This is a genomic window from Collinsella sp. HCP28S3_E9, from assembly GCF_052065455.1.
Classification (GTDB): domain Bacteria; phylum Actinomycetota; class Coriobacteriia; order Coriobacteriales; family Coriobacteriaceae; genus Collinsella.
The window spans coordinates 25473-39394 of sequence record NZ_JBQHTZ010000008.1 but is presented as its reverse complement, the minus strand read 5'-3'; the positions used below and the strand labels follow the sequence as shown (position 1 = coordinate 39394).

The 13922-nt window shown below is 60.2% G+C and carries 15 protein-coding genes; 14 read left to right on the top strand and 1 reads right to left on the bottom strand.

What is annotated here, in order from left to right; translation table 11 throughout:
• The first annotated feature begins 7 nt into the window (after positions 1-7).
• The 13 genes from ruvX (at position 8) to ACTNA2_RS05205 (ending at position 10527) form a co-directional block, all read left to right on the top strand.
• Positions 8-436: a Holliday junction resolvase RuvX gene (gene ruvX / locus ACTNA2_RS05265; RefSeq protein WP_035138185.1), complete on the top strand. Its 429-nt coding sequence runs from the start codon at positions 8-10 to the stop codon at positions 434-436.
• Complete coding sequence (mltG, locus tag ACTNA2_RS05260) at positions 429-1862, top strand: endolytic transglycosylase MltG (RefSeq protein ID WP_441048801.1); 1434 nt, start codon at positions 429-431, stop codon at positions 1860-1862. The genes ruvX and mltG overlap by 8 nt, the downstream gene beginning before the upstream one ends.
• Positions 1863-1864: 2 nt before the next feature.
• On the top strand, positions 1865-2362 hold the full coding sequence (locus tag ACTNA2_RS05255; protein ID WP_117646451.1) for a YqeG family HAD IIIA-type phosphatase: 498 nt from the start codon (positions 1865-1867) through the stop codon (positions 2360-2362).
• 8 nt (positions 2363-2370) lie between these two features.
• Positions 2371-2904, top strand: coding sequence for a shikimate kinase (locus ACTNA2_RS05250; protein WP_154515515.1), 534 nt, complete (start codon positions 2371-2373; stop codon positions 2902-2904).
• Positions 2901-4010, top strand: a complete 1110-nt coding sequence (locus tag ACTNA2_RS05245; RefSeq protein ID WP_441048800.1) for a hypothetical protein — start codon at positions 2901-2903, stop codon at positions 4008-4010. The genes ACTNA2_RS05250 and ACTNA2_RS05245 overlap by 4 nt, the downstream gene beginning before the upstream one ends.
• Positions 4011-4142: 132 nt before the next feature.
• Entirely contained in the window at positions 4143-5273 is a 1131-nt protein-coding gene (locus tag ACTNA2_RS05240; protein ID WP_441048799.1) for a M24 family metallopeptidase, read from the top strand.
• A 159-nt stretch (positions 5274-5432) separates the two neighbouring features.
• Positions 5433-5996, top strand: a complete 564-nt coding sequence (efp, locus tag ACTNA2_RS05235) for an elongation factor P (protein ID WP_154515524.1) — start codon at positions 5433-5435, stop codon at positions 5994-5996.
• Positions 5997-6020: 24 nt separating this feature from the next.
• Complete coding sequence (locus ACTNA2_RS05230) at positions 6021-6383, top strand: Asp23/Gls24 family envelope stress response protein (protein WP_427717319.1); 363 nt, start codon at positions 6021-6023, stop codon at positions 6381-6383.
• Positions 6384-6386: 3 nt separating this feature from the next.
• The gene (gene nusB / locus ACTNA2_RS05225; RefSeq protein ID WP_441048798.1) at positions 6387-6971 is read left to right on the top strand and encodes a transcription antitermination factor NusB; all 585 of its coding nucleotides are present in this window, start codon (positions 6387-6389) and stop codon (positions 6969-6971) included.
• A gap of 2 nt (positions 6972-6973) precedes the next feature.
• Positions 6974-7240, top strand: a complete 267-nt coding sequence (locus ACTNA2_RS05220; RefSeq protein WP_154515533.1) for an exodeoxyribonuclease VII small subunit — start codon at positions 6974-6976, stop codon at positions 7238-7240.
• Positions 7241-7248: 8 nt separating this feature from the next.
• Positions 7249-8052, top strand: a complete 804-nt coding sequence (locus ACTNA2_RS05215; RefSeq protein ID WP_441048836.1) for a TlyA family RNA methyltransferase — start codon at positions 7249-7251, stop codon at positions 8050-8052.
• The gene (locus ACTNA2_RS05210; RefSeq protein WP_427728169.1) at positions 8049-8909 is read left to right on the top strand and encodes an NAD(+)/NADH kinase; all 861 of its coding nucleotides are present in this window, start codon (positions 8049-8051) and stop codon (positions 8907-8909) included. Before ACTNA2_RS05215 ends, ACTNA2_RS05210 begins: the two co-directional genes overlap by 4 nt.
• Positions 8899-10527 (top strand): DNA repair protein RecN, encoded by a 1629-nt coding sequence (locus ACTNA2_RS05205; RefSeq protein ID WP_441048797.1) that lies wholly within the window; start codon positions 8899-8901, stop codon positions 10525-10527. Before ACTNA2_RS05210 ends, ACTNA2_RS05205 begins: the two co-directional genes overlap by 11 nt.
• A gap of 220 nt (positions 10528-10747) precedes the next feature.
• Here the strand turns inward: ACTNA2_RS05205 and ACTNA2_RS05200 are convergent, their stop codons facing one another.
• Positions 10748-11605, bottom strand: coding sequence for a MurR/RpiR family transcriptional regulator (locus ACTNA2_RS05200; protein ID WP_441048796.1), 858 nt, complete (start codon positions 11603-11605; stop codon positions 10748-10750).
• A gap of 271 nt (positions 11606-11876) precedes the next feature.
• Between ACTNA2_RS05200 and ACTNA2_RS05195 the strand changes: the two genes are divergently transcribed.
• Complete coding sequence (locus tag ACTNA2_RS05195; protein ID WP_441048795.1) at positions 11877-13886, top strand: fructose-specific PTS transporter subunit EIIC; 2010 nt, start codon at positions 11877-11879, stop codon at positions 13884-13886.
• The last annotated feature ends 36 nt before the right edge of the window (positions 13887-13922 follow it).

Genomic DNA, 13922 nt, shown 5'->3' with positions numbered 1-13922 from the left:
AGTCGCTGTGGTCGCGCTCGCACTGGACATAGGGGAGACCAGGATTGGCATTGCCGTCTCGAGCCGTGATGGCAAGATGGCGATGCCTGTCAAGGTACTCCCGGCCGCCGAGGTCACCGGTATGGCCAAGACGTTCCGTTACCTGGTCGAGGACTATGAGCCCGACATCCTGGTAAGCGGACGTCCCTTGACCATGGCCGGCGAGCCCGGCCCTCAAGCCGAGCGCGTTGCCGCCGTGGCACAAAAGATCGCCGACGAGCTTGATCTTCCGCTCGAGTTTGAGGATGAGCGTCTGTCCTCGCAAGAGGCAAAGCGTATCTTGCGCGAGCAGGGCCTCAACGAAAAGCAGATGAGGGGCAAGATTGACATGATTGCCGCCAGCCTGTTTTTGCAGACGTGGCTCGATCGTAAAAACGAGGAGGTTTCGCATGCCTAGCGCTTCCGATCCGCGCCAGCCGAATCGTACACGTCAGCCCGAGTCGCGCCCTGCCCAGCCTGGCCAGCGTCCGGCACAGCCGACGCAGCGCGCAGCTCAGCCTGGCGCGCGCCCGGTGCAGTCCTTCGCTCGTTCGGCCCAACCTGCTCAAAGGACGGGTCAGCAGCCTTCTGCTCGTTCGGTTCAGCATCCGGCTTCTCGCGCGGCTCAGCAGCCCACTGCTCGTACGGCCCAGCCTGCAGGCGGTACCCGCTTTAAGCAGCAGGCACCTGTCCGGCGAACGCAGGCTACCCAATCTCATTCGCATCATGCTCGCGGTTTGCATGGCGTTGCTCCGGCGACCCGCTCGAGCTACGACACGCGTGCTCGACGCGGTGCTCAAAAGAAGAGTTCTCCGGTTCCCATGATCATCGGCGTTGTGGTGGCGGTGCTCGCGCTTGCTGCGATCGCTTTCTTTGTCGTGCCGGCCGTCAAGGGTTTCTTTGCCGGTGAGGATACGAAGGTTACGGCTGGTCAGCAGGTTACGGTGACCATTCCCGACGGTGCTTCGGGCGACACCATCGCCTCGATCCTCTCCGAGAACCATATCGTCGAAAATCCCAAGGATTACTATGCGGCGGTCAAAAAGCTTAATGCCGATATGTCGCTCAAGCCTGGTACCTATTCGTTCACCACATTCATGGATGCGACCAAGGTTGTTCAGCAGCTCATGGAAGGCCCCAATGCGGGCTCCAATGCGCTTACTATTCCCGAGGGTCTAACGGTCGATCAAGTCGCCGACCGTGTGGCCCAGGCCTACGACAGCATCTCTAAGGAGGACTTCCTCAACCAGGCCAAGGCCTCCAACTACGTGGACGACTATAGCTTCCTTAAGGGCGCCGCCAACGATTCGCTCGAGGGTTTTCTGTTCCCCAAGACCTATTCGCTGGGCAAGGACCCGAGCGCCGATGACGTTATCCGCGCCATGCTCGATCAGTTCAACACCGAGTACAAGTCTCTCGATTTTGCCGGGTGCGAGGCCAAGATCAAAGAGCGTTACGGCGTGGAGATGTCCGATTACGACATCATCAATCTCGCTTCCATCGTTGAGCGCGAGGGTCTCAACGCCGAGCAGCGCGCACATGTCGCCTCGGTCTTCTACAACCGCCTTGCCGGCAAGCTCGACGGTCTGCGTTATCTCAACAGCGATGCGACCATGATGTATGTCACCGGTGGCGAGGTTTCCGCCGACGACCTGCAGAGCGATAGTCTGTATAACACCTATAAGCACGAGGGTCTGCCACCCACGCCCATCTGCTCCCCGTCGCTCGAGGCACTCAAGGCCACGCTTGAGCCGACCGACTCCGATGACCTGTATTTCTACATTACGCAGGACGAGGAGTACTTCTCGCAAACCTACGAAGAGCACCAACAGTCTTGGAATTAAACATGAGGATTTTCAGCCCCAAACGATATGTTGCATCCGTCGACCGCATCGACCTTGATACCCTGTGGGCCGACGGCAAACGCGCCATTCTGCTCGATCGCGATAACACCCTGGTGCCGCGTGACACCGAGCAGGTTCCCGCCGCGGTTTCCGCTTGGCTCGATGCCGCCCGCGCCAAAGGCTTTAAGCTGTGCATGGTGTCTAACAACTGGCATCGCGACCAGGTCATGAGCTCGGCACGCGAGCTGGGACTCGAGGCCATTAGCCACGCCATGAAGCCGGCTCCGTTTGCCCTCAAGGCGGGTCTTAAGCGCCTCGGCGCCACGGCCGACGAGGCGGTGCTGATCGGTGATCAGCTCTACACGGACGTGTGGAGCGGCAATTTCGCCGGCGTCGATACCATCTTGGTAAAGCCGCAGGCCACTCAGGACCTGTGGTATACGCAGATCTTCCGTATCTTTGAGCGCCGGGCCCTGCGCGACCTTCCCTGCGAGGAATAGGTCTCGCTATGTCCCAGCACACCAAACACGGCTGCGACCATATCTTCTTTATCGGCTTTTTGGGCGCGGGCAAATCGACGCTTGCGCGCAACGTGGGCACTATGTTCAAACGTCGCTTTATCGATACCGACCGCCTTGTCGTGCGTCGTTGCGGTAAATCGGTGACCGAGATTTTTGAGACCGAGGGGGAGGAACGTTTTCGCGAGCTCGAGACCTCGGCGCTCCGTTCGCTCCAAAGCGAGCGCAGCCTGCTGGTTTCCTGCGGCGGAGGTATCGTCGAGACTCCGGTGAATATTGAGCTTATGCACCAGATGGGTATCTGTGTGTATCTCGAAGGCGACTTTGAGGATTCGATTCGCCAGATTCGTCGGTCCGACACGCGTCCCGATTTCCGTTCGCCCGAGCATGCCGCGCGCCTGTTTGAGCATCGCCGTCCGCTATATCGCCAGGCCGCCGATATTACTCTTGATATTCGCAACAAGTCCTTCGAGGACGTTTCCTACCTTTGTGCCGAGATGCTTTTGGAGCGTGGGCTGCTATGATTCGCCGTCAACTGATCAATTTCCAAAACCGCAGTGTCGATGTCCGCGTCGGATTGGGCGCGTTCGAGGAGCTGTCGCGCATGTTTGCCTCGGCTGTGGGCAAGCCTAAGCGCGCGTTGGTGGTTTGGAACGACGCCACGTCAGAGCGTTTTGGCGAGGTCGTCGAGCATGCGCTGGTTGATGCCGGTTTTGTCGTGTCGCAGCTCCCACTCGAGATTTCGCCTGCTGGTGCTACGCTGGCCGATGCCGATGCAATCTTTGGCGCCCTATCTGTCAACGGCATTACCTGCGACGATCTGGTTGTCGCCGTTGGTGATGCCGCAACCTGCTCGGTTGTTAGCTGGTGCGCCAACCAGTGGTGCGGTCGCACCGAGTGCGCCTTGCTGCCGACAACGTTCGACGCCATGCTCACGGTCGCGACGACCATGAAGCCGCTCGTCGCCTCGTCGTCGAATGCACTTCCCGCTATCGCGTTCCGTCCCGAATCGGGCTTGGTCGTGTGTGACCTCGACCTTGTTCGCGAGGCGGACCCCGAGGATCTCAAGCTCGGCTATGTGGTGCTTGTTGGCACCATGCTTTCGAGCAGCAAGTCCCGCTGGAATCAGTTTACCGAGACTGTTCCCGAGATTCTTTCCGGCGAGGAGGTCGCGCTCGTCAATGCTGTGCAGTGGTCCCAGACCGCGCGCAAAGACGTGCTCATGGCCACGAACCCCAGTGCTCGCCATGCACTCGATTTTGGTAAGACAGGGGAGCGCACCCTTCGCGCCTGCCTGGGCGAGGCCGCGGATAACGTTCCCGCATACCAGCTCCTTTCCGAGGGTATGCGCTTTGAGGCGCGCCTAGCACATGATGCCTGCGACTTCGATATCGACAATGTGTTTGATCTCGACGATTGCCTGGAGGACTTTGGCATCGAAGAGCTTGCCTTCGACTTGGAGCCCACCGCGTTTATCGAGGAGTTCCGCAAGCAGCAGTTTGCCCGCTCAAACCGCAGCATGCTGCCGCTGCCCGCGGCGCTCGGCGCCATTCGCCTGACAAATGTCGAGGACGAGATTCTCGAACGCCATGCGCAGGCGTATCTGGCTTCTCGCAAGGAACTTTTTTAACTTTATTGACATCCATCGTCTTTCGTATCATTTTGAGGGACGGGTTTTCAATCGGTTGCGAATCGCTTGTGGTTCGGCTATTCGTTTGAAGCCCGTCCTGCTCTTTTTGAGGACAATAAGAAAGGAATCTGAATGTCTGAGTTTGCTGCCGGTCCTTCCGGTCGTATCGAGCGTGTCCGTGCCCTGATGGTCGAGCGCGGCTACGATGCTATCGTCGTGCGCGATGAGGCCAACCTCCGTTGGCTCACGGGTGTGAAGGGCGTCTTCGATTACACCTTCGAGTTTCCGCACGCCGCATTTATTACGGCCGATCAGTGCCTGTTCCATACCGACTCGCGCTATCTCAACAGCTTTGAGGAGAACACGCCCGCCGGCAGCCCCTGGGTCTACGACATGGACGAGGGCACCATCCCCGGTTGGGTTGCCGACAAGATCGCGGCCAACAAGTGTCGTGTCTGCGCCGTCGAGGATGACATGCAGATTAACTTTTACCAGGGTATTCAGCGTGGTCTTGAGGATCGCTCCGTCGCCTGCATGCTGCCGCTGATGCATGACGACATTCGTAAGATGCGCGCCATCAAGGACGCCGAGGAGATCGAGCTCATGCGACACGCGCAGTCGATCACCGATGCCGCCTTCCAGCACATGCTCGGCTTTATTAAGCCCGGTATGACCGAGAAGCAGGTTCGCAACGAGCTCGAGAACTTTATGTTCGCCAACGGTGCCGACAGCTTGGCCTTTGGCTCCATCGTCGCGAGCGGTCCCAACACCGCCAACCCGCATGCCGTCCCGAGCGACCGTGTCATCGAGAAGGGCGATTTCGTCCTCATGGATTATGGCGCGGGCTACTGCGACTATCGCTCCGATATGACGCGTACCGTCGTGATGGGCGAGCCCACGCAGGAACAGCTCGACCTGTACGAGCTCGTGCGCCGCACCCACGAGGAGTGCGTCGCCGCTATCCATCCGGGCGTCGAGGGTAACGATATCTTCAAGCTTTCCAAGAAGATCATCGGCGATGCCGGTTATGGCGATTACTACAACCATGGCCTGGGCCATGGTGTCGGTATCGACATCCACGAGCTGCCCAACTTCAACCGCAGCAAGAACATCATCGAGGTCGGCTCGGTTGTCACCATGGAGCCCGGCGTCTACCTGCCCGGCGTGGGCGGCGTGCGCTTGGAGGATTACGGTGTTGTCACCGAGAACGGCTATGAGCCCTTCACTAAGACCCCGCACGACTTGCACGTCATCGACTGCTAAGTCATTCAGTTCGATTTTGGAAGCGGGGCGTCCGAAATGATTCGGGCGCCCCGCGTTCTCTTTTTATGCGCTCGCCGCAGGCGCCGCCTGCAAGTGTATAATTTCGCTCGTATGTAATTTGGACGCTTGTGCGTTCTACCCATAACAAGAAAGGTCGCTATGCCTACCATTTCTACCGCCGACTTCAAGAACGGCCTCGGTCTCCGCATTAAGGACAAGGTCTACACCATCGTCGAGTTCCAGCACGTCAAGCCGGGCAAGGGCGGTGCTTTTGTGCGCTACAAGACCCGCGATATCAAGAGCGGTCGTGTCGTCGAGAACACCTGCAACGCCGGTACCAAGTTCGAGAGCGTCATGCTCACCACCCGTGAGTTCCAGTACCTCTACAACGACGGCGCCGACTACATCTTCATGGACAACGAGTCCTACGAGCAGGTTCCCGTTCCCGAGGACATGGTGGGCGAGAACTCCAAGTGGCTGCGCGAGAACGACACCTGCCAGTTGCTCTTCGCCGACGACGAGCTCATGGGCGTGACCCCGCCGATGTTCATCGAGACCACCATCGTCCAGACCGACCCGGGCTTTAAGGGCGACACCGTTCAGGGTTCCACCAAGCCGGCCACCATCGACACCGGTGCTGTCATCCAGGTCCCTATGTACCTCAACGAGGGCGAGGTCATCAAGGTTGACACCCGCGACGGCAAGTTCGTCTCCCGCGTCTAGCAACCAACTCTTCTAGGAGGACTCATGCCCCAGGAAATCAAGATTGACGGCATCGGTATTTCGCCCGATGTTCTGACCGCCATCGTCTCGCGCGCCGTCACGGATGTCGAGGGCATCGCCTCCGTGGGCGTCAAGGACCTTGCCACCAACCTTGTCTCCATGATGTTTTCGTCCAAGTCCCCGGCTTCCGATCCGGCGGTAGAGGCCGAGGTCATCGGCGACAAGCTCGCACTCACCGTGCGCGTCGTGGTGTTCTTTGGCTATCCGTTCAAGAAACTCGCCGAGGCCGTTCGCTCCGCCGTGGTCGCAGCTATCGATGCCCAGGTAGGCGTCGAGGTCGAGCGCGTTGACGTTTGCATCGACGGCCTCGTTTTCCCCAAGGAGTAACCTTTGAGCCTTAAGGTTTATCGCGGGCGTACGCTTGCCCGCAGTCAGGCGCTGCAGCTGCTGTTCCAGGCCGAGGCGACGGACAGCCCGCTCGAGCGCGTCCTCGAGGGCGATTTCCTGATCTCGAAGGGTCCCCTCGACCCCTACGCTCTGGAGCTGTGCCGCGGTGCCTACGAGTATATCGACCGCATCGACTGCGCCCTGCGCTCCATCGCCAAGAACTGGGATCTTATGCGCATGCCCGGCGCCGATCGCAATTTGCTGCGTATCGCCGTCTATGAGATGCGCTTCCTCACCGACGAGGAGGTCTCGGACGCCATCGTGATCAACGAGGCTGTAGAGCTTGCCAAGGCCTATGGCACCGACCAGTCCGCGTCGTTTGTCAACGGCGTGCTGGGCAAGATCGCGCGTAGCGAGGAGCTACCGGGCGAGGACCTGTATCAGGAGCTGCTGGCCGAGGACCGCGCCCGCGAGGAGGCCCAGGCCGCCGAGGCTGCCGCCAAGGTTGCCGCCGCTCAGGCTGCGGCCGACGTTCTCGACGAGGGTGCCGAGGTCGCCGAGGCCGAGAACGGTACCGTCGAGGAGTAGCCATGCCAGAGGGTTCCGTCCGCAACTTCGACGAGATCTCGGACCGCTTGGACCAGATCATCGCTACCGTTCGCTCCAAGGATACGTCCTTGGAGCGTTCGCTCGATTTGTTTGACGAGGCGATCGAACTTGGCTCCCGTGCGGTCGATATGGTCGACAAGTTTGAGTTGACGCCTCGTGAGGCCGATAAGCTCGAGCAGGAATACGATGAGGATGCGGCAAACGAATCCCAGGATAGCCAGGCCGCGTCTCCGGATACGAATGGTTGATGGCATTCATGAAACGCGTGCGTCTCGATGACGAACTGATTTCACAGGGCATCTGCGCCGACCGCGCGGATGCCCTTCGCACTCTTATGGCCGGCTTGGTCTCGAGTGGCGGCGAGCGTTTGACCTCGCCGGGCCTTAAGGTGACGCCCGGTCTGCCCCTGCACGTGAAGGGCCGTATTCCCTACGTGGGGCGCGGCGGGCTCAAGCTCGAGGGCGCGCTCGATGCGTTTGGGATCGATCCCCTGGGACTTGCTTGCCTCGATGTGGGTTGCTCCACGGGCGGCTTTACCGATTGCCTGCTCAAGCGTGGCGCCGCAACGGTCGTTTCGGTCGATGTGGGTCGCGCTCAGTTTGATTGGTCGCTGCGCCAAGACGAGCGCGTGAGGCTCCATGAGCGCACCAACGTGACACAACTGCCCGAGCTTGGCTACGGCGGCGCTATCGACTTGGCTGTCTGCGATGTGTCGTTTACGAGTATCGCGCATATCATCGACGCCGTGTTGGCGTGCCTGAAGCCTTCGGGTTCGTTCTGCACGCTCGTAAAGCCGCAGTTTGAGGCGCCGGCTGCGCTGGTGGGCGAGGGCGGTATCGTGACCGACCCCTCCGTCCGCCGCGATACGCTTGTGGCGGCGATTGAGCTCTTTGCCGCCAAGGGCCTGTTCCCGCTCGACGTGTGCGTGTCACCCATCCATGGCGCCAAGGGCAACGTCGAATTTTTCCTGTACGGCACGAGGTTTGCCTCTGGCGAGCGTGCCGACGATGAGCTGCAATCACAGGTAACGGCTTTGAGCGAGAAAGCTGCAACGCTATGAAGGTCTTTCTGGTTCCCAATTACTACAAGCAAGAGGCGGTCGAGAGCGGCCTAATGCTCGAGCTTTGGCTTTCGCGCCAGGGCTACGAGGTCGCATGGGCTGCCGATCAGCGTTCCAAGATCCAGCGTGCGCCCGATGTTGACGATGCCGACCTGGTCATTACGCTCGGCGGCGACGGCACGCTGTTGCGTGCCGCCCGCATTCTCAACTACCGCGAGATCCCCATTCTGGGCCTTTCCTATGGTCATTTGGGTTTTTTGACGGCTGCGAGCCCCGAGGATCGCGATATTTTGCAGGTCGTGAGCGATGCCCTTTCCGGTGAGCTCCATGTGAGTCGCCGCGCCACCCTCGCCGCGGATATCGTTTCGGTGCGCGAAGATGGCACGAAGGATGTCGTGCGCACGTTTGCCCTTAACGATATGGCGCTTACGCGCGGGCCCCTGTCCGATATGGTTGAGTTCGACATCACGGTGTCCGGCCATCATATCGACCGCCTGCGCGGTGACGGCGTCGTCGTTTCGACAGCGACCGGTTCCACCGGCTACGCGCTTTCCGCCGGCGGCCCCATCGTCAGTCCCGATTACACGGGCATGGTTTGCGTGCCCATCGCCCCACATACCATTCAGGCTCGCGCCTTTTTGACCTCGCCAAGCGATGTCGTCGAGATTTTTATGTCCGATGACCGCCCGAGCGTGCCTGCGATCGCCATCGATGGACAGTTTATTACCTGCGATGGCACGGTCGAGAGCGTGGCCGTGCGTCGCGGTCCCGGCGATGTTCTGCTGCTGGATTACGGCCCCGAGAGCTTCTATAACTCGGTGAGCCGCGTGTTCTACGGAGTGCGTCATGATCGATGAGCTGCAGGTTTCCAACATTGCCCTCATTCGCGAGGCGACGTTGGTTCCGAGCGCGGGCTTAACGGTTCTGACCGGAGAAACCGGCGCCGGTAAGACTGCGTTGCTCTCGGCGCTTAAACTCATTCTGGGCGAGCGCGCGGATTCGTCGACGGTGCGCGAGGGCGAGACGCTTGCCAACGTCGAGGCGCGCCTGTTTGACGGTCCGCACGACACGGAGGGCTTCACCGCGCAGCGCAGCCTTTCTGCCGAGGGCCGTAGCCGCGTAAAAATTGACGGCCGCATCGCCAGCGTGCGTGAGCTTTCGGAGCGCGTCGGCGTGATGATGGATCTTTGCGGCCAGCACGAGCACCAGCGCCTGCTCGACCCTGCGCATCATGTTGCCATGGTCGATGCATGGGCGGGGCGCCCGGCGCTCGAGGCGCTCGATCGCTATCGTGCTTGCCTTAAGGCATCGCGCGCGGCTGCCAAAGAGGTCCGTCGCGTCGAAGAGGCCTCACGCGCGCAGGGGAGTCGTGTCGAGGAAGCGCGTTTCGCTCTGGAGCGTATCGCCGAGGTCGACCCCAAGCCGGGTGAGTATGAGGAGCTCGAGGAGCTGCTGCCGCGCTCCGAGCATGCCGAGGTGCTGGTGGCAACGGCCAACGATGCCCATGCGTCGCTTGCTGCCGAAGGGGGAGCACTCGATGCCGTGAACAGCGCCGTGGCGGAGCTTTCACGCATGGCTACTGTCGATCGCAAGTTGGGTGATATCGCCGATGAGCTTTCGGATGCCTGCATCTCGCTCGAGGATTGTGCCAACGAGCTGCGTGCCTATCGAGATGGGGTCGCCTTCGACCCGTGCGAGCTGGCTCGTATGCGCGAGCGGTATTCCGACCTTAAGGGACTTTTGCGTCAGTGGGGTCCCACCATGGACGACGTGTTTGCTATGCGCGATAGCTCCCGAGAGCTGTTGTCGCTGGTAGACGATGGTGATGAGCAGATCAAGAAGGCGCGCGAGGCGCTTGGCGCGGCGGAGCGCGAACTGTTCGCTGCCGCCAAGGCACTTAAGCGTGCGCGCAATACGGCAGCCCCGCGCTTTTGCCACGAGGTTGGCCGTCAGATGGCGCGCCTGGAGATGGGCGGCGCCGAGCTCGTTTGGGACTCGCGCGATCTTCCGCGCGCCGAGTGGACGCCGGCGGGTCCTTCGAGCTACGAGCTTTTGTATCGTAGCGGTGCCGGATTGACGCCGCGCCCCCTGCGCCGCATTGCGTCCGGTGGCGAGCTGAGCCGTGTCATGTTGGCGAGCAAGGTTGTTTTGGGTAACGCGGACGGCGTGGATACGTTGGTGTTCGACGAGGTCGATGCCGGTGTTGGCGGCTCTACTGCACGCGCCCTTGCGAGCGTTCTGGCAGATCTTGCCGCAACGCATCAGGTGATTGTCGTAACGCACCTGGCACAGGTCGCCGTCATGGCCGACAAACATTACGTGGTGAGCAAAGAGCCCGGCGACGTTCCCCAAACCCATCTGGATGAGGTGGCCGGGGACGCCCGTACCGCAGAGATCGCCCGCATGCTGAGCGGCGATCAATCGGAGGCAAGCTTGGCGCACGCTAAGCAGATGCTCGAGGAAGCGCGTGCTTAGGCCGAGCCGTTACATGTATGTTCGACCCGGCCGCCACGAAACCGGACCATCTACTACGTTTAATAGGCTATCGGCAACCACGCCTTGAATTGCAAAAAGAAAACCGCAGGTAGAACGCCTGCGGTTTTTCTATTTTCGGTATGTGGTTGGGCCATACTGATAAAACGTAGTAGATGGGCCGGTTTCGTGGCGAGTGGCGTTTGTCGGCTCGCCAAAATATCTATTCCACGACCTTATCCGGCTGGATAAGGTCCTCGTAGTAGCTGATGTGCTCTCGGGCGTCCTCGATTTCGGGCAGCAGGAAGTTGTAGATAACCTCGATGATCATCGTGGCGCTGATCTTGGAGAACGCAAAGTCGCCCGTGGTGAGCAGCGCCTCGTGGTTCACGGTATTAAAGGTGTAGTCGGCTAGGCGAGCAAGCGGAGACTTGCTGTCGCTGCTGATGACGACAACGGTGGCACCACAGCCTCGAGCCGCTTTTGCCATGCGATTCAGTCGACGCGACTTGCCAGAGTTCGAGATCAGCACGATAACGTCGCCGGGGCGCAACGTGAGCGCAAAGCCGATTGATGTCTCGCTGATGGTGCTTGACATACAGCGAAGGCCCAGTTGCGAAAACTTAAACGTCGCGTCGAGCGCAACGGCGTTGGTATTACCTACGGCTGCAAACTCGATAGCCCCTGCGTTCTTAAACGCGTGCACGACGGCTGCCAGTGTATCGTGATCAATGCCATCGATGGTCGCATTGAGTTCACTGACCTTTGCGGCGAGGATGTTTTTGAGGCTCTGCTCCATATTATCGAGCGAGACCTCGTCTGTCAGGCCCTCGTTGCGCTGACTCTCCAGATCGCGCGCCAGCGAAAACTGAAAGCTGCGAAAGCTTCCAAAGCCCAGCTTGCGGCAGAAGCGCGAGACGGTGGCCTCGGAGGTTGCGGCGGCGCGCGAGAGTTGCGCGGCTGTTAGGAGCGGTGCCTCGGACTGGTGCTCTAGGATATAGTCGACAATGCGTTGCTCGGACTCGCTGTATCCCTTGTGCGTGCTAATAAGGGAGAGTGCGCTCTTGCTGCTATCGGACATGGATGACTCCTGGTTGGCGTTAAAACCTGTCTTGTTGTGTGCCGCTCTAGTATACGGGGAAATCAATTACAAGATACACCTTGCTGTTTCAATAGTTGATGGTAAACTTTCATCGACCGTTTACGGTTGTGAAAGAACCTTTCACCGGAGAAATAGGCTGGATTGCTTCTCATATAAGCGGTGGCTTGGTATCTTTCAGGTGTGGAAAAACGCGCACCGTAGCGCGTGTAGGGGAGCGCCCGCGGGCGCAGTACTCAAGAAGGAGGGACACATGGCTAAGTTTGACATCATCGCCGCCACCGGTTGCCCGACCGGCATCGCGCACACCTTCATGGCGAAGGAGGCGCTGGAGAAGGCAGCTGCCGAGCGCGGTCTGACCATTAAGGTCGAGACCCATGGCCAGGTCGGTGTCGAGAACGAACTCACGAAGGGTGAGATCGCCGGTGCCAAGGCCGTCGTCGTCGCAGCCGATAAGGATGTCCAGGCGGAGCGTTTCGCCGGTAAGCCCATGGTTTCCGTCGGTGTTTCCAAGGCCCTGTCCGTCGAGGCTGCCGGCAAGCTGATTGACCGTGCTCTCGCCGCCAAGGGCGACGACACGGTTGCGGCTGCTGCCGATGTCGAGGATGAGGTCGAGGAGAAGGAGTCCATCGGTCACATCATCTATAAGCACCTCATGAACGGCGTCAGCCACATGCTGGTCTTCGTCGTTGCCGGTGGTGTTCTGACCGCCGTTTCGTTCCTGTGGGGCATCACGTCCTTCGACTCGACGGCTGCCGACTACAACAGCTTTGCCGCTATGCTCAAGATCATCGGCGGCATCGCCATGAACCTCATGGTTCCCGTGCTTTCCGCCTATATCGCCGAGTCCATCGGCAAGCGCCCGGCGCTCGTTCCCGGCTTTGTCGCCGGTATGATCGCCATCCAGGGCCTGCCCGTTAATGCCGAGACCGGCATGATCGATGCCGGCGGTGCCGGCGTGGGCTTCGGCTTCCTGGGCGGCATCGTCGGCGGCTTCCTCTCTGGCTATGTCATCCTGCTGCTCGAGAAGGTTTTTGCCAAGCTGCCCAAGAACCTGGACGGCCTCAAGGCTATCTTCCTGTACCCGCTGTTCTCGACCGCCATCGTCGGTCTGGTCATGCTCGGCATCTCCGGCCCCATGGCTGCCATTAACACCGCCATGATGGACTTCCTCAAGGGTCTGTCTGCCTCTGGCGCTGTTGTCCTGGGTCTTGCCATTGGCTGCATGTGCGCCTTTGATATGGGCGGCCCGGTCAACAAGGCTGCTTACGTCACCGGTACCGCTATGCTCACCGAGGCCCTGGCTGCCGGTGTCGGCACCGACACCTATAACTTCGGCACCAACTTCATGGCTGCCGTCTCCGCCGCCTGCATCGTTCCGCCGCTGATCACCACCTTCGCCGTTATCGTCGGCAAGAAGTACTTCAGCCAGGAGGATCATGACGCCGGTATCGTCAACCTCATCCTTGGTTGCACCCACATCACCGAGGGCGCCATTCCGTTCATGACCAAGAACATCTGGCCCGTCATGCCCATCATGATGCTCGGTTCCTCCATCGCCTCGATTCTGACCATTATGTTCAACGTCCACGATCCGGCGCCTCACGGTGGTTTCCTGGTCCTGCCCGTTGTCGAGAACGGTCCGCTGTGGGTCCTCGCGATCCTCATCGGCGCCGTGGTCGGTGGCATCCTGTTCGTTGCTTTCAAGAAGTATGACTTCGAGAAGAATCAGAAGGCCGCTCCCGCCGCTGCCGCTAAGCCGGTCGAGGCTCCCAAGGCCGCTGCCGTCGAGGCCCCCAAGGCTGAGGCTTCCGACTTCGTGAAGGTCGAGAACGTTTTTGTCGCCGAGGATTTTGCTTCTCGTGACGAGGCCCTGAGCTTTGTCTCCAACCAGGCTGTCAAGGCCGGTATCGCTGACGACGCCGACGCCGTAATGAACGCCTTCCTGGCCCGCGAGGCCGAGGGCACCACGGGCATGATGGAGGGCTTCGCTATTCCGCATGCCAAGTCTGATGCCATTACCGAGGCCGCCGTCATCGTCGTCAAGGACGACTCTGGCGTGACCGGTTGGGACACCATGGACGGCGCTCCTGTCAACGTGGCTATTGCCCTGCTCATCCCCGGTGCCCAGGCCGGCACCACGCACCTCAAGATCCTGTCCAAGGTCGCCGAGGCGCTCATGGACGAGGGCTTCCGTGCCACCGTTAAGGGTTCCACCGACGCTGCCGAGATCGCTAAGACGATCAATGCCCGTCTGGTCTAATCCCGCAGCTTGCGAATAACATCGCCCCCTGTATAT

Excerpts from the sequence above, each read along its gene's own strand:
- ACTNA2_RS05220 (WP_154515533.1), top strand. The coding sequence starts at position 6,974 with ATGCCAGAGGGTTCCGTCCGCAACTTCGACGAGATCTCGGACCGCTTG.
- ACTNA2_RS05205 (WP_441048797.1), top strand. The coding sequence starts at position 8,899 with ATGATCGATGAGCTGCAGGTTTCCAACATTGCCCTCATTCGCGAGGCG.
- efp (WP_154515524.1), top strand. The coding sequence starts at position 5,433 with ATGCCTACCATTTCTACCGCCGACTTCAAGAACGGCCTCGGTCTCCGC.
- ACTNA2_RS05255 (WP_117646451.1), top strand. The coding sequence starts at position 1,865 with ATGAGGATTTTCAGCCCCAAACGATATGTTGCATCCGTCGACCGCATC.
- ACTNA2_RS05250 (WP_154515515.1), top strand. The coding sequence starts at position 2,371 with ATGTCCCAGCACACCAAACACGGCTGCGACCATATCTTCTTTATCGGC.
- ACTNA2_RS05210 (WP_427728169.1), top strand. The coding sequence starts at position 8,049 with ATGAAGGTCTTTCTGGTTCCCAATTACTACAAGCAAGAGGCGGTCGAG.
- ACTNA2_RS05200 (WP_441048796.1), bottom strand. The coding sequence starts at position 11,605 with ATGTCCGATAGCAGCAAGAGCGCACTCTCCCTTATTAGCACGCACAAG.
- mltG (WP_441048801.1), top strand. The coding sequence starts at position 429 with ATGCCTAGCGCTTCCGATCCGCGCCAGCCGAATCGTACACGTCAGCCC.
- ACTNA2_RS05240 (WP_441048799.1), top strand. The coding sequence starts at position 4,143 with ATGTCTGAGTTTGCTGCCGGTCCTTCCGGTCGTATCGAGCGTGTCCGT.
- ACTNA2_RS05245 (WP_441048800.1), top strand. The coding sequence starts at position 2,901 with ATGATTCGCCGTCAACTGATCAATTTCCAAAACCGCAGTGTCGATGTC.
- ACTNA2_RS05215 (WP_441048836.1), top strand. The coding sequence starts at position 7,249 with ATGAAACGCGTGCGTCTCGATGACGAACTGATTTCACAGGGCATCTGC.
- ACTNA2_RS05230 (WP_427717319.1), top strand. The coding sequence starts at position 6,021 with ATGCCCCAGGAAATCAAGATTGACGGCATCGGTATTTCGCCCGATGTT.
- ACTNA2_RS05195 (WP_441048795.1), top strand. The coding sequence starts at position 11,877 with ATGGCTAAGTTTGACATCATCGCCGCCACCGGTTGCCCGACCGGCATC.